Source organism: Microbacterium sp. Nx66 (assembly GCF_904066215.1).
GTDB classification, from domain to species: domain Bacteria; phylum Actinomycetota; class Actinomycetes; order Actinomycetales; family Microbacteriaceae; genus Microbacterium; species Microbacterium meiriae.
Genome location: NZ_LR880474.1, coordinates 1,297,767 through 1,311,402, shown reverse-complemented (window position 1 = coordinate 1,311,402; position 13,636 = coordinate 1,297,767). Strand labels below are relative to the sequence as shown.

Here is a 13,636-nt window from a genome sequence, read left to right as displayed (position 1 = left end):
GAGCGGATGCTCAGCCCGCGCGGGTGCCGGGGAAACTAGGATCGGCACATGGCTGGATTTTGGGGTAGACGCAAACGCGAACAGGAAGAACTCGCCGCGCAGGACGCGGACCTCGCCCGACGCGCGGAGCAGGCACTCGTCGCCGCCGACGAGCGGATCCGCACCACCTCCGACGAGCTCGTCTTCGCGGAGGCCGAGCTCGGCGAGTCCCTGACGTCCGACCTCAAGGCCGCGCTGCTGTCGGTCCGGACGCACCTGCGGGAGGCGTTCCAGCTCCACCAGCTCAACCACGACGAGATCCCGGACACCGATGAGGAACTGCGCACGCGGAACGCGCGGATCCTGCAGCTCTGCGACTGGGCCCAGGACCTGCTCGACGAGAAGACCACCGTGCTCGCGGAGTCGGTCGCGAAGGTGCGGCGAGCGCCCGAGATCATCGCGCAGGTGCGCGCCGACGCGGAGGCTCTGAGCGCCCGCATCCCGCAGACGGACGAGACCGTGTCCCGGCTGTCCGCCCGCTACTCCGACTCCGCCATGCATCAGATCACTGCGAGCGCCGCCGAGGCGGAGCAGCTGATCCGCTTCGCCACCCACAGCGCCGACATCTCGGAGCGCCGCCGTGCCGCGAAGCAGAACGAGGAGGCGAACCTCGCACTGGAGACGGCCACCGAGGCGACGCGCCGCGCCGGCGCCCTGCTCGATGCCGTCGAGGACTTCGAGATCGAGGCGCTGCGCGCCGAGTCGACGCTGGCCGAGGTCATCGCCGACTCCCGCAACGACCTCATCGCCGCGCGGACCGCTCCTTCCACGCCCGCCGTGGCGGAAGCCGTCGCGCGGCTGCAGGCGGCTCTGGCCGCGCTCACCCCCTCCGGGCAGCCCAACGACCCGTTCGCCGAGCTCTCCCAGCTGCGCGAAGCGAACGCGGGCCTCGACCAGGCCATCGCCACGGCGCGACACCGGGCCGAGAACCCCCTGCCGTCCATCGCACAGGTGCAGCACGCGATGGACGACGCCGACCGGCAGCTCGGCGTCGCTCGCGGCCTCATCGCCGGCCACCGCGGATGGATCGGCGCCGACGCCCGCACCCGTCTGGCCGAGGCCGAGCGGCTCCGGGTCGACCTGCCGGCTCTCCTGCCCGCCGAGGAGACGCGCGAGGCGGCCCTGGCGCAGGCCCGCAGGGTGGCCCACCTCGCCGCGGAAGCTCTCCAGCTCGCACAGCGGGACATCGACTCCTCGCGCCCGCAGGACCAGGACTGGGGCGGGGGCTGGGGCGGCGGCCCCCGTCGCGGCGGCGGCATGGGCGGTGGCGACCTCGCCTCCGGTATCCTCGGCGGGCTCGTCATCGGCAGCCTCCTGGACGGCATCTTCGACTGACGCCCCCCCCCCCCCCCCCCGAGCTTCACACGGGAACGGCCCGATCCCCGCAGGGATCGGGCCGTTCTCGGTCCTGTCAGGAGGCGAGCGCCTCAGCGGGCGGAGCCTGCGTGCTGAGGGCGATGACACCGTAGTCCCAGCCCTTGCGGCGGTAGACCACGCTCGGGTGGTCGGTGCGCGCATCGACGAAGAGGAAGAAGTCGTGCCCGACGAGCTCCATCCGGTCGACGGCCTCCTCCACCGTCATCCACTCCGCCTCGAAGCTCTTCGTGCGGATGACGACCGGGGAGTAGTCCTCCTCCTCCTCGCTCTGCACGGGGATGCTCCCCGTCGCCACGGCGTGCAGCACCTCGGCGGAGGCGGGCTGCACGTCGATGCCCTCGAGCGAACCGCTGCCCTTCTCGAAGTGCGGGCCTCGCGGATGCTGTCGTCCGTCGACGCGCTTCTCCTTCGCGCGGCGCAGCTGCTCGGTCATCTTGTCGATCGCGAGGTCGAGCGCCACGAACTTGTCGCCGTCGACCGCTTCGGCACGGACCACGGGGCCCTTCCCGACGAGCGTCAACTCGACCGTCTCGTCCGGGACCCGACCGTTGCGGTAGACCCGGTGCGTGACCTTCACGTCCAGGCGTTGCGCCTTGGCGGCGAGTGTCTGGATCTTGGCGATCTTCTCTTCGACGACGGTGCGGAAGCGATCGGTGATGCCCACTCCGACGCCCACGATGCTCGTTTCCATTGCTGCCTCCTTGTCCCGGTCCACCCGGCCAAGGGCGGACCGTGGTCGCCTTGTGACACCCCACCGTAGTCCGACCCGCGGCCGATGTCACGGCCCGAGGCCCTGTGTCTCCGGTGAGTCTGCAATGAACCTCATCCGGATCGGGCCGACATCGGCGTGGCGGCGAGCGCGACGACCCCGGCGACGACGAATCCGGCGGCGACGAGGGCGCGGCTGGCCTCGTCGAGCGTGGCCCCCGTGGTCACGACGTCGTCCACCACGATCGCGGGTGCGCCGAGCCCTCGTCGGCGTGCGCGCATCGCGCCCCGGAGATTGTCGGCCCTCGCGACGGCAGACAGCTCGCGCTGGTCCCGCACCTGACGGGTGAGAGCGAGGACGCGCTGCGGCTCCGCACCGGCGGACCGGACGAGGAGCTCAGGCACGCGGTAGCCGCGCCGACGGAAGGCTGCCCGCGAGGTAGGGACGGGGATCACCCAGACTCCCGGTCCGACAGCAGGGAGGAGGACGGCGGAGAGGGCGGCGCCCAGCGGTCGTCCCAACGCGGTCTGCCCCGCTCCTTTCAGACGCCGGATGCAGGAAGCGGCCGGACCGTCCAGGTCGAGGGCGGCGCGGACCCGCAACCCGCCCGGGGTCCGCACGTCGCGCGGCCTCGCGGTGAGCGCGACCCGGCAGCTGTCGCAGAGCACGATGCCGGGCCGGTCGCATCCGGCACAACTCGCCGCGAGCAGCAGCCCCCCGGTCTCCGCGGCGAGCGCGCCCACCCGTGTCGTGAACCCCATGTCGAGATCCTGCCGTCAGGCGCGTGCCCCCGAGAGCCATCCCCTTGTGGCGGGACTCGATCGGCGCCGAGGCCGTTCCGTGCAGGAGAGGTCATTCGCCGGTTCGTGTGGCCAGGACGGAGACGCCTTCCGTCACCTCCCGCCACGCCGATCCCGCGTGCGCGAACAGCTGCCCCGAGGTGTCCAGGATGCGCACACCCGCCGGAGTGCGGGCACCGGCGATCGACGCCGCATTGCTGGGTGCACTCTCGGCCGAGCCCGGTCCGCCGACCGGCTGCACGATCAGACGGGGCGTCGTGGAGTCTGTGAGCACGGCCAGCCGATCGGGCCCCAGCCAGACGAGCCCCGTCGACGGCTCGGTGAGCTGGAGCAGCTGTCGCACCTCACCGAGCTCTGTGGGCACACCGGCGCCGTCCCGGACGACCGCCGCGACGACCACCCAGAGCTGGCCGCCGACCCGGACGACAGCCGCGAGCCTGGCGCCGTCGGCGGCGACCCGCAGATCGGAGATGGACGAGGCGTTCGGCCACGCGCCGGCGACCTCGTGTCCGACCACATCGGGGCCGACGGCGAGCACCGCCTGCGGGGCTGACGCGGGCACCGACCACACGTAGCCGTAGGGGTCGAGGGACGGCTGCACGAGGCCGGACCGGGCATCCAGCTCGTTGCGTCCGTTCTCGGTCGCGAGGTACACGTGGCCGTCGTCGAGCTGCAGCGCTGCGGTCGCGTCGTCCGCGGCCACGTCGATCGCCTCGATCGGCTGCGTGACCGCCTGGATCTGCGCGCTGATCCCGGGGATCGACGCGATCTCGTCACCGACGATGCGACCGAACCTGCCGTCCTTCAGCACGAGCGTCCCCGGCTCCGACGGGGTGCTGATGACATCGACGACCCCCGCGTCGAGCGCGCGGCCGTCGACGCTGAAACGCACCTGCGTGACGTTCACGCCCGCGGCCTTCAGCGTGGCCTGCAGCTGGGTGCGCATCCGGGCCAGCGTGGTCTCGTCCAGGCTCGCCGCGGGTCGGGTCAGCGCCACCTCGGCCGCCTGCCCCGTGATGAGCACCGCGTCCTGTGCCAGTTGGACGTCGGCGGGGAACGCCGTCTGCACGGCCGGATCGAGCCACTCCGCCGGAGTACCGCTGACGAGGGCCTGCGTCACGGTCGTCGCCGGGCTCTGGCGTCGCGGGAACCACCGCATATCCGGGACGAGTCGGGACCAGCGCGCGTCGAACCACTGCAGCGAGTACCCCTCGAACACATTCGGGAACCGGCTCTGGTCGATCACCACGCCGTCGGGCGCCTCGGTGATCCGCCACTCGCCGTCCTCCCCCCTCGCGAGCGCGAACGGCACGCTCGAGTCGCCGGGGGCACCGCTGTACGCCCCGGAGTCGTCCACGCTGGCGACCAGCTCGAGGAGGACCTGCACCTCGGCCTCCTCAGCGTCCTCCACCTGGTCGTCGGGGACGTTCGAGCTGAGGGTGCGGGCCTCGGGACCAGCGTCGATGGAGACCCCCGCCGATGGTCGCCAGCTGCGCTGCAGAGAAGGCGCCAGGAACTCCCGAGCCGTCGCCCAGTTGTCCGATGTCGTGATGCCGGCTTCGAGGAACCCCTCGACGATCTCCTCGGGGCCCGCCCCCGCAACGGGACCGGAAGCCACGGGGAGCACGTCGACGTCGTCCGGGGACTCCCCCAGCTGGAGACCGACCGCGACGTCGCCGCTCGTCGGCAGACCGGCGCACGCGGGAAGCAGCAGCGCGACCAGCGCCAGTGCGGCGCCACGGACGAATCGGCTCCTCGCGCGCGGGCTCATGACTGGTCCTTCCCGTCGAGCAGATCGGAATAGGTCTCGGCGATCGAGATCGGCTGCGTCGCGTCGCCGAGTTCTGTGAGGGGCTCCTGCGGCTCCACCGGGATCGGGCTCGGGCCGTCCAGCACCCGGTCGTGGCGGGGAATGGTCAGCACGAAGTGCGAGCCCACCCCCAGCTCCGACCACACGGCGAGGGTGCCGCCGTGCAGGGTGGCGTCGCCGAGGGCGATCGACAGGCCGAGCCCCGTGCCCCCGATGGTGCGCTGCCGCGACGGGTCGGCGCGCCAGAAGCGATCGAACACACGTTCCGCGTCTCCGGGGTCCATCCCGAGCCCGAAGTCGCGCACGCCCGCGGCCACCGCGTGCTGGTTGCTGTCGACCGTGACGACGACCGGACGCCCTTCTCCATGCTCGATCGCGTTGCCGATCAGGTTCCGCAGCACGCGCCGCACACGACGCGGGTCCATATCCACCGGCGAATAGCCGCCGGGCGCCACCAAGCGGATCTCCGTGCCATGCCCTTCCGCAAGAGGTCGCATCTGCTCGATGATGTCCTCTGCGAGTTGGGCGAGACTCGTCGCCTCCAGCTCGAGCTGCACGGACCCCGCGTCGTACCGACTGATCTCCAACAGGTCGGCCAGCAGCGTGTCGAACCGCTGCACCTGCGCGTGCAGGAGCTCGGCGGTGCGGGCGGTCGTGGGGTCGAACTCGTCGCGCTGGTCGTTGAGCATGTCGGCGGCGAGGCGGATCGTCGTCAGCGGGGTCCTGAGCTCGTGCGAGACGTCGGACACGAAGCGCTGCTGCACCATGGAGAGCTCGCCGAGCTCCTTGATCTGCGCCTCGATGCTGTCGGCCATGGCATTGAAGGAGCGCCCCAGCGTCGCGAGCTCGTCCTCGCCGTGCACCTCCAGCCGCACGCCGAGATCGCCCGCCGCGAGCCGCGCACTCGTCTCGGCCGCCTGGACGATCGGGGTGGACACGGTCCGCAGCACGATCCAGGAGATGGCCGCGACGATGGCCACCAGCCCGATGCCGGCGATCCAGAGGGTGCGCTGCACGAACACGAGGGTCTGGTCGGCGTCGGCGAGGTCGTAGGCGAAGTAGATCTCGAAGGTCCCGGCCTGCGGCACCTGGAGCTGCTGCCCCACGACGATGCCCGGCACGACGCCGCCGTCCTCCGTGGGCAGGGCGACGGACTGCCAGGCCTGCCGGTCGTCGAACTCGCGGACCCTGGCCTGCAGCTCGGGGCTCAGCAGATCCGGCGTGAGCCCGGCGGTGAAGCCGTTGAGCCGGACCGTCCCCGAGCCGTCCTGGATCTTGAAGCCGGCGAGCAGGTCGGCGCTCGACGTGCGCGAGAGGGTGTCGGGGATGCCGTTCCACAGATCGGTGAGCGCGGCGGGGTCATCGCCCACCTCCGCCACGTCCAGCAGGGACTGCGCCTGGTCCACCGCTCGGCGGGCATCCTCCAGCGCGACGTTCTTCCGCGACACGAAGAGGTCGTTCTGGATGACCAGCGCCATCGTGACGCACGTGATGAGGATCGCCAGCGACGTGGCGACGAGGGTGATCGCGAGGGTGCGGAACCGGAGTGAGCGCCGCCACAGCGCCGCCAGCACGTCCGGCCAGCCGCGCCAGTCGCGGAGGACGGCGACGGCCGTGGTCGCAGTCGTCGCGGCCATGGGGTCCCTAGGTGACGCTGCCGGCGCGGTAGCCGACGCCGCGGACCGTCATGACGATCTTGGGGTTGTCCGGGTCGAGCTCGACCTTCGCCCGCAGCCGCTGCACGTGCACGTTCACGAGCCGGGTGTCCGCCTTGTAGTGGTAGCCCCAGACCTGTTCGAGGAGCATCTCGCGGGAGAACACCTGCTGCGGCTTGGAGGCGAGGGCCACGAGAAGCTGGAACTCGAGCGGCGTGAGGGCGATCGGGGTCGTCCCGCGGCGCACCTCGTGCGCGTCCACGTCGACGGTGAGGTCGCCGATCCGCAGCTGCTCGCTGGAGGCCTGCGGCGTCGGGCGCAGCCGGGTGCGGATGCGGGCCACGAGCTCCTTCGGGTTGAACGGCTTGACCATGTAGTCGTCGGCGCCGACCTCGAGGCCGCGGACGACGTCCGCCGTGTCGCTGCGCGCCGTCAGCATGATGATCGGCACACCCGACTCGGCGCGGATGCGCGTGCAGATCTCGATGCCGTCCATTCCGGGGAGCATCAGGTCCAGGAGCACCAGGTCGGGGCGCTGCGCGCGCCACTCGTCGACCGCGCGCGCACCGTCCGCGCAGAACACCGGCTCGAATCCCTCGGTGCGCAGCACGATGCCGATCATCTCGGCGAGCGCGGTGTCGTCGTCGACCACAAGGATGCGTGAGGTCATAACTGTTACCTTATGGCACCGAGTCCCGCCCTCCGCAGGTCTGCGCCTCAGTGCCCGGATATGACACGATGGGAGCGCACGACGGAGGGAGGCCCGTGAGCGGCCAGACGTGGACCCCAGCTCCCCGGAAGGGCATCATCCCCCTTCATCCGCTGACGTTCGGCATGCTGCTGGGCAAGGCCTTCGCGGCGCTGCGGCACAACCCGAAGGTCCTGTTCGGGTTCGCCGTCGTCATCCAGCTCATCGTCGTCGTCGCCACCGCCGGGGTGATGGGGCTCGTCCTGTTCTCGACGTTCTCCCGGCTGGAGACGGTCTCCCCCTCCTCCCCCGACTTCGAGGCCGTGTTCGCCGGCACGATCGCCATCAACCTCATCGCCGGCCTCGTCGTGGGGCTCGCCTCCGTCGCGTTCACCGCGATCATGCAGGGGGTGGTGGCCGCCGAGGTCGGCTACGCGACGGTCGGCGTCAAGGCCACGCTGCGGATGCTGTGGCGCCGCATGGCCCCGGCCTTCTGGCGGCTCGCCGGCTTCGCGTCCCTCTCCGTGCTCGCGCTCTTCGGCGGGCTCGCGATCGTCGCGGTCGTCATCGCCGCTCTCATCGCCGGCGGTCTCGGGGGCACCCCGGAGATGATCGGCATCGTCGTGCTCGTCGTGGTGCTCCTGGCCCTGGCGGCGATCCCGCTCACGGTCTGGCTGTCGACCAAGCTGCTGCTCGTCCCGTCGATCCTCGTGCTGGAGCGGGCCCGCTTCCGGGAGGCGTTCGTGCGGTCGTGGCGCCTGACCCGCGGCCGGTTCTGGGTCGCGTTCGGCGTGACCTTCCTCATCAGCCTCATCATGGGCCTGGCGATGCAGGTGGTCAGCATCCCGACCGCCATGTTCTCCTCGTTCCTCGGGACGGTCATCGCCCCGACCGGGTCCAGCGAGCCGAGCGCCGTCATCGCGTACGTCTTCGCCCTCCTCGCCCCGCAGGTGCTGCTGCTGATCCTGCAGGCGATCACCATCGTCGTGCAGAGCACCGGCGGCGTGCTCGTCTACCTCGACTGCCGGATGCGCTACGAGGGGCTCGACCAGACGCTCCTCTCCCACGTGGAGCGCCGCGACCTCGGTGTGCCGGAAGACCAGCTCGGCGACCCGTTCGCGATCGATCCCGCCCGTGCGGTCACCAGCGCTCCCCCGCCCCGGCAGGTGCCGGAGCACGTGATGATGTCCCAGGGCTACGGCTCCCCGGCGTACGGCGGGCCCCCCGTGGCGCCGATGCCGTTCCCGGGGGCGGCGGGTCCTCTCCCGACCTCTCCCGCGCCGACCGCGTTCGCCCCTCCGCCGCCGCCCGCACCGGCCCCTCCCGCCCCGCCGTCCGCCGAGGACGCAGCCGGATGGACGGCGCCGGGCAGCACCCCGCCGTCATGATGCGACGGTTCGACGACGTCTTCGTCCCGGACGGGGACGAAGCGCGACGCTGGGCCGAGGAGGAGCTGTCCAATCCGCGGTACGCGGACGCGAAGCCCACGTGGTTCGACCTCCTCGCCCGCGACGTGATGCGCTTCCTCGCCGATCTCTTCAGCGGGGAGAACGGGGCGAGCGTCGGCCCGACCGCACTCATCGTGGTCACGGTGCTCATCGCCGCGGCTCTGGTCACCGCGCTGATCGTGTGGGGGCGCCCCCGACGCTCGAGAGCGATCCGGCGCGCGCACGGCGACCTCCTCGGCGCCGCCGACGACCGCAGCGCGGAACAGCTCCGCGCCGACGCCGAGCGCAGCGCACGCCAGAGCGACTGGGACGCCGCGGTCGTGCTCCGCTACCGCGCGATCGCCCGCAGCCTGCTCGAGCGCGACCTCATCGATCCGGCGCCCGGAGCGACGGCGCAGTCCCTCGCCCGCTCGGCGAGCGCGGTCTTCACCGACGAGGCGGACGCCCTGCGGCGGGCCGCCGCGTCCTTCGACGACGTGCGCTACCTACGGCATCCCGCCACGGAGGACGACTACCGGCACCTCGCCGCGACGGACGAGCGCCTCCGCGCCCACCGCCCCGAGGGGGTGCCCGCGTGACGACGATCGCATCGGACGAGATCGCCGTCGACACCACCGCCGAGCGCCCGCGGCGTCGGACCGCCTCTCTCCTCGGGTGGCTCCTCGTCGCGGCGCTCGTGGTCGCGGTCGCCCTCGCAGCCTCCCAACTCGCGGCGAGCGGCCCCGGCGCGCGGGGCACCCTCGATCCGGAGAGCCGGTCCGGCACCGGCGCCCTGGCCCTGGCCGAGCTGCTGCGGGACCAGGGAGTCGAGGTCGAGGTCGTCCGCTCGCGGGCCGCGGCAGCCGCCGCCCTCGACGAGGACACCACGCTGGCCCTGACCAACCCCTACACGCTCTCCGACGACGCGCTGGCGGATCTCCTCGCGCCGGCCGACCGCGTCGTCTTCCTCTCCACAGGCACGCATCTGCTGGCCGAACTCGCGATCGGCGAGAACGCGTCGGGTTCGGCCGCGCCGAGAACAGCCACCTGCGCAGTCCCCGAGTTCGCCGAAGTCGGCGCCATCCGCCCTGATCGGCTCTTCTCCCCCGCAGACGACGTGACCGGGTGCTTCGGCGAGGACGATGCCGCGGCCGTGCTCGTCGACGAGAGGGACGGATACCGCGCGGTGGTCGAGGGCGTGAAGCTGTTCAGCAACGCGGCCCTCGCCGAGGACGGCAACGCCGCGCTCGGACTCGCCCTGCTCGGGCAGACCGACCGGGTCGTCTGGTACGTCCCGTCGTTCGAGGACACCGACATCGAGGGCACCACCCCCGACACGCTCGGGAGCCTCACCCCGGACTGGGTCACCCCGGCGATCCTGCTGCTCCTCGCCGCGGGCCTGGCCGTCGCCCTCGCCCGCGGCCGACGTTTCGGCCCGCTCGTGGCGGAGACCCTTCCGGTGACCGTCCGCGCGTCGGAGACGATGCACGGACGCGCGCGGCTGACGGCCAGGGCCGCGGACGCCCCACACGCCGCGGACGCACTGCGGGAGGGCACTCGTAGGCGACTGGCCCGACGACTCGGGTTGGCTGTGCATGCGGACGCGGACGAGATCGCCGACGCCGCCGCCGACCGTCTCCGGATCCCGCGCGGCACGCTGCAGAGCCTGCTGGCGGGACCTCCGCCCACCGACGACGCCGCCCTCGTCGCGCTCGCCCGTCGGCTCGACGAGCTCGAGACCGCCGTGGAGACGAGCGCGCAGTCCCCGCGGAGCGGCACATGAACATCCGTCCGCCCCACACCCCTTTCCCGACCGAAGCCGAGGAGACCCCGTGACCGACGAGAACAGTCCCGCCGACGACGCCGCGCTGCGACAGGCCATGCACCGCGTCCGCACCGAGGTCGACAAGGCGGTGGTCGGCCAGGCCGGCACGGTCACCGGCCTGCTCGTGTCGCTCCTGGCGCGCGGCCATGTGCTGCTGGAGGGTGTTCCCGGCGTGGCGAAGACCCTGGTCGTGCGGTCGTTCGCCCGGGCTCTCGGGCTCGACACCAAACGCGTCCAGTTCACGCCCGACCTGATGCCCGGCGACGTCACGGGGTCCCTCGTCTACGACGCCAGGACCGGGGAGTTCGACTTCCGCGCGGGCCCCGTGTTCACGCACATCCTGCTCGCGGACGAGATCAACCGCACGCCCCCGAAGACCCAGGCGGCGCTCCTGGAGGCGATGGAGGAGCGTCAGGTCTCCGCGGACGGCGTGAGCCGCGCGCTGCCCGACCCGTTCCTCGTCGCCGCGACGCAGAACCCCGTCGAGCACGAGGGGACCTACTCTCTGCCCGAAGCCCAACTCGACCGCTTCCTGATGAAGCTCGTCGTCGGCATGCCGGAACGCGACGCCGAGGTGTCCGTGCTCCGGCGCCATGCACAGGGCTTCTCGCCGCGCGAGCTCACGGGCGTCGACGCCGTGATCGGCGCCGACGAGATCCGCGCCGCCCAGCGGGCCGCGGCCCGGGTCGAGGTGACCGACGACGTACTCGGCTACGTGGTCGACCTGGCCCGCGCGACCCGCCACTCCCCCTCCGTCGAGCTCGGTGCCAGCCCCCGCGCCTCGACGGGACTGCTCGCCGCGGCCAAGGCCTGGGCCTGGCTCAACGCCTCCACCGCCGTGACGCCGGACCACGTGCAGACGATGCTCGTCCCGGTCTGGCGGCATCGTCTCCAGCTCCGTCCTGACGCGCAGATGGAGGGCGTGTCCGCGGACGCCGTGCTGACATCGGTGGTGCAGCAGACCCGGGTGCCGATCTAGGTGTTCGTCTCGGGCCGTCTCGCCGTCGCCCTCGCCGTCGGCATCGTGCCGCTGGTCCTCACCGGGCTGGCGGGGTTTCCGCCGTATGCGGTGCTGGGCGGGTGGATCGGGCTGTGCCTCCTCCTCGTGGCCGTCGACGTCGTCCTGGGCGGCGACCCGCGCGCGGCGACCGTCACCCGTCGCGTCCCGTCGCGCGCCCGGCTCGGCGAGCAGGTGCCGGTCAGCGTGGCGGTGCAGAACCGGGGGACGCGGACGCTCGACGTCCTGCTCCGCGACGCGTGGCAGCCCACCGCGGGAGCGCCGTCGGAACGGCAGCACCTGCGCATTCCGCCCGGGGAACGGCGGCGCGTGGAGATCCCCCTCCGCCCGAGACGCCGTGGCGAGCTCGTCAGCGCCTTCGTCGTGCTTCGTTCCCGCGGTCCCCTGGGGCTCGCCGGCCGACAGGCACTGCACCCCGTCCGCGGCGCGATCCGTGTGCTGCCCGCCTTCTCCTCGCGCAAGCATCTGCCTTCGCGGCTGGCGCGGCTGCGGGAGCTCGATGGGAACACCAGCATCCAGGTCCGGGGACAGGGCACCGAGTTCGACTCCCTGCGCGAGTACGTGCGAGGGGACGACGTCCGCTCCATAGACTGGCGGGCGACGGCACGAGCGGGGACGACGATGCTGCGCACCTGGCGCCCCGAGCGCGACCGGCATGTGGTCCTCATCGTCGACACCGGGCGCACGGCCGCAGCCCGGGTGGGCGACGGCACACGACTCGATGCGGCGCTGGAGGCCGCGCTCCTGCTCTCCGCGCTCGCGGCACGGGCAGGCGACCACGTGCACCTGCTCATGCACGACAGGGTGACCAGGGCACGGGTGACCGGGGTGGACGGCGCGGCGCTCCTGCCGGCTCTCACCGACGCCATGGCTCCGGTGCACGCCCGCCTCGTCGACACCGATTGGCATGGGGCCTTCGCGTCGGTGCGGACGCTGACCACGCGTCCCTCTCTTCTCGTCGTGCTCACGGCGCAGGACGCCGCCGAGTCGGCACGGGGCTTCCTCGGTGCCTTCCCCGACGCCTCACGGGCCATGACGGTGCTGGTCGGTTCGGTCACGGACGACGGCATCGCCGCCCTCACCCGCGCGCGGGAGTCCCGGGAGGACGTCTATCTCGCCGCCGCCGCCGAGCGCACGCTCCGGGACGCCGAGAACGTCGCGGACGCGATCCGCCGCGCCGGTGGCGAAGCCATCGCCGCGGACCCCGAGGACCTCCCGCCGCGGATCGCCGACCGCTACCTCGAGCTCAAGGCGGCGGGGCGGCTCTGACGGCGGTCGCCGTTCCTCAGCCCGCCACGAGCCGCGGCGTGCCGGACTCGTACTCGACGAGGTCACCGGTCTCGCCGCGGCGATAGGCGCGCCTGCCGATCACGAGCATGTAGATGAGGAAGACCGCGAGGGCCGCGGCACCGATGCCGATCTTGACCGGCCAGGGCAGTGCCCATCCGGTGACGAACCCCTCGACCAGCCCGGAGAGGAAGAGCGCGAACACGAGCCCGAGGGCGACGGTGGCCAGCGCCCTGCCCTCCTCCGCGAGCGCCTCGCCGCGGGTGCGGTGGCCCGGCGCGACCCAGGCCCAGAACATGCGCAGGCCGGCGGCCGCGGCGACGAAGATGCACGTCATCTCCAGCATGCCGTGGGGAAGGATGTACAGGACCATGAGGTCGGCCTTGTCGTGGATCGCCATGACCGCCCCCGACGTGCCCAGCCCCATGGCGTTCTGCACGAGCATGTAGACGGGCCAGATGCCGGTCACCCCGAACAGCACGCACTGCATCGCTATCCAGGCATTGTTCGTCCAGACCATCCCTATGAACACCGCTGCGGGGTTCTCGGTGTAGTAGCCGGTGAAGCTCTCGTCGGCGTACTGCTCCAAGGCGTCCGGTGGACCGAGCGTGGCGACGAGCGCCGGGTCACCGGCGATCCACGCGGCCGTGCCGACGGCGACCGCCACGAAGGCGAGCGCGATGACCAGGGTCGTCCGACGCAGGCGGTAGAGCGCCGCGGGGAGCTGGAGGCGGAAGAACCGCGACGTCTGGGTGAGGATGCTGTCCGCGGCCCCCGTGAGCCGGAGCCGCGCACGCACGAGGATCGTGGAGAGGTAGGCGCCCTGCGGGGACTCCCCGACCGACGTCTTCAGTTCCGCGAGGTCGGCCGATGCGGCACGGTAGCGCACGATGAGCTCGTCGACACCGGCACCGTCCAGGCGGGCACGGCTGAGGGTGTCCAGCCGTTCCCATTCGGACCGGCGCGCATCGGTGAGGGCATCGGCATCCACCTGATTTACT

12 protein-coding genes are annotated in these 13,636 nt (G+C 72.2%); 6 read left to right on the top strand and 6 right to left on the bottom strand.

Annotated features, from left to right (window positions below; all coding sequences use genetic code 11):
* Positions 1-48: 48 nt before the first annotated feature.
* Positions 49-1,374 (top strand): hypothetical protein, encoded by a 1,326-nt coding sequence (locus tag MICNX66_RS06120; RefSeq protein ID WP_187663730.1) that lies wholly within the window; start codon positions 49-51, stop codon positions 1,372-1,374.
* Between the two features lie 76 nt (positions 1,375-1,450).
* Here MICNX66_RS06120 and hpf read toward each other — a convergent pair whose 3' ends face one another.
* From hpf to mtrA, 5 genes are all read right to left on the bottom strand, one after another.
* Entirely contained in the window at positions 1,451-2,107 is a 657-nt protein-coding gene (gene hpf / locus MICNX66_RS06115; RefSeq protein WP_085607163.1) for a ribosome hibernation-promoting factor, HPF/YfiA family, read from the bottom strand.
* Between the two features lie 131 nt (positions 2,108-2,238).
* Positions 2,239-2,886 (bottom strand): ComF family protein, encoded by a 648-nt coding sequence (locus tag MICNX66_RS06110; protein WP_187663729.1) that lies wholly within the window; start codon positions 2,884-2,886, stop codon positions 2,239-2,241.
* A 91-nt stretch (positions 2,887-2,977) separates the two neighbouring features.
* On the bottom strand, positions 2,978-4,696 hold the full coding sequence (locus MICNX66_RS06105) for an LpqB family beta-propeller domain-containing protein (protein WP_187663728.1): 1,719 nt from the start codon (positions 4,694-4,696) through the stop codon (positions 2,978-2,980).
* The gene (mtrB, locus tag MICNX66_RS06100; RefSeq protein ID WP_187663727.1) at positions 4,693-6,372 is read right to left on the bottom strand and encodes an MtrAB system histidine kinase MtrB; all 1,680 of its coding nucleotides are present in this window, start codon (positions 6,370-6,372) and stop codon (positions 4,693-4,695) included. The genes MICNX66_RS06105 and mtrB overlap by 4 nt, the downstream gene beginning before the upstream one ends.
* 7 nt (positions 6,373-6,379) lie before the next feature.
* Positions 6,380-7,060, bottom strand: coding sequence for an MtrAB system response regulator MtrA (gene mtrA, locus MICNX66_RS06095; RefSeq protein WP_025103044.1), 681 nt, complete (start codon positions 7,058-7,060; stop codon positions 6,380-6,382).
* A gap of 95 nt (positions 7,061-7,155) precedes the next feature.
* Between mtrA and MICNX66_RS06090 the strand changes: the two genes are divergently transcribed.
* The 5 genes from MICNX66_RS06090 to MICNX66_RS06070 all read left to right on the top strand — a co-directional run bounded on the left by MICNX66_RS06090 (position 7,156) and on the right by MICNX66_RS06070 (position 12,617).
* Complete coding sequence (locus tag MICNX66_RS06090; protein WP_187663726.1) at positions 7,156-8,466, top strand: glycerophosphoryl diester phosphodiesterase membrane domain-containing protein; 1,311 nt, start codon at positions 7,156-7,158, stop codon at positions 8,464-8,466.
* Entirely contained in the window at positions 8,463-9,104 is a 642-nt protein-coding gene (locus tag MICNX66_RS06085) for a DUF4129 domain-containing protein (protein ID WP_187664132.1), read from the top strand. The genes MICNX66_RS06090 and MICNX66_RS06085 overlap by 4 nt, the downstream gene beginning before the upstream one ends.
* The gene (locus MICNX66_RS06080; RefSeq protein WP_232089216.1) at positions 9,101-10,288 is read left to right on the top strand and encodes a DUF4350 domain-containing protein; all 1,188 of its coding nucleotides are present in this window, start codon (positions 9,101-9,103) and stop codon (positions 10,286-10,288) included. Before MICNX66_RS06085 ends, MICNX66_RS06080 begins: the two co-directional genes overlap by 4 nt.
* 97 nt (positions 10,289-10,385) lie before the next feature.
* Positions 10,386-11,309, top strand: a complete 924-nt coding sequence (locus MICNX66_RS06075) for an AAA family ATPase (protein WP_232089232.1) — start codon at positions 10,386-10,388, stop codon at positions 11,307-11,309.
* Positions 11,310-12,617, top strand: a complete 1,308-nt coding sequence (locus MICNX66_RS06070) for a DUF58 domain-containing protein (RefSeq protein ID WP_187663724.1) — start codon at positions 11,310-11,312, stop codon at positions 12,615-12,617.
* A 16-nt stretch (positions 12,618-12,633) separates the two neighbouring features.
* On the opposite strand, the gene MICNX66_RS06065 is transcribed toward MICNX66_RS06070, so the two are convergent.
* Positions 12,634-13,626: a stage II sporulation protein M gene (locus MICNX66_RS06065; protein WP_187663723.1), complete on the bottom strand. Its 993-nt coding sequence runs from the start codon at positions 13,624-13,626 to the stop codon at positions 12,634-12,636.
* Positions 13,627-13,636: the final 10 nt, after the last annotated feature.

Excerpts from the sequence above, each read along its gene's own strand:
- MICNX66_RS06120 (WP_187663730.1), top strand. The coding sequence starts at position 49 with ATGGCTGGATTTTGGGGTAGACGCAAACGCGAACAGGAAGAACTCGCC.
- MICNX66_RS06110 (WP_187663729.1), bottom strand. The coding sequence starts at position 2,886 with ATGGGGTTCACGACACGGGTGGGCGCGCTCGCCGCGGAGACCGGGGGG.
- MICNX66_RS06085 (WP_187664132.1), top strand. The coding sequence starts at position 8,463 with ATGATGCGACGGTTCGACGACGTCTTCGTCCCGGACGGGGACGAAGCG.
- hpf (WP_085607163.1), bottom strand. The coding sequence starts at position 2,107 with ATGGAAACGAGCATCGTGGGCGTCGGAGTGGGCATCACCGATCGCTTC.
- MICNX66_RS06075 (WP_232089232.1), top strand. The coding sequence starts at position 10,386 with ATGCACCGCGTCCGCACCGAGGTCGACAAGGCGGTGGTCGGCCAGGCC.
- mtrB (WP_187663727.1), bottom strand. The coding sequence starts at position 6,372 with ATGGCCGCGACGACTGCGACCACGGCCGTCGCCGTCCTCCGCGACTGG.
- mtrA (WP_025103044.1), bottom strand. The coding sequence starts at position 7,060 with ATGACCTCACGCATCCTTGTGGTCGACGACGACACCGCGCTCGCCGAG.
- MICNX66_RS06105 (WP_187663728.1), bottom strand. The coding sequence starts at position 4,696 with ATGAGCCCGCGCGCGAGGAGCCGATTCGTCCGTGGCGCCGCACTGGCG.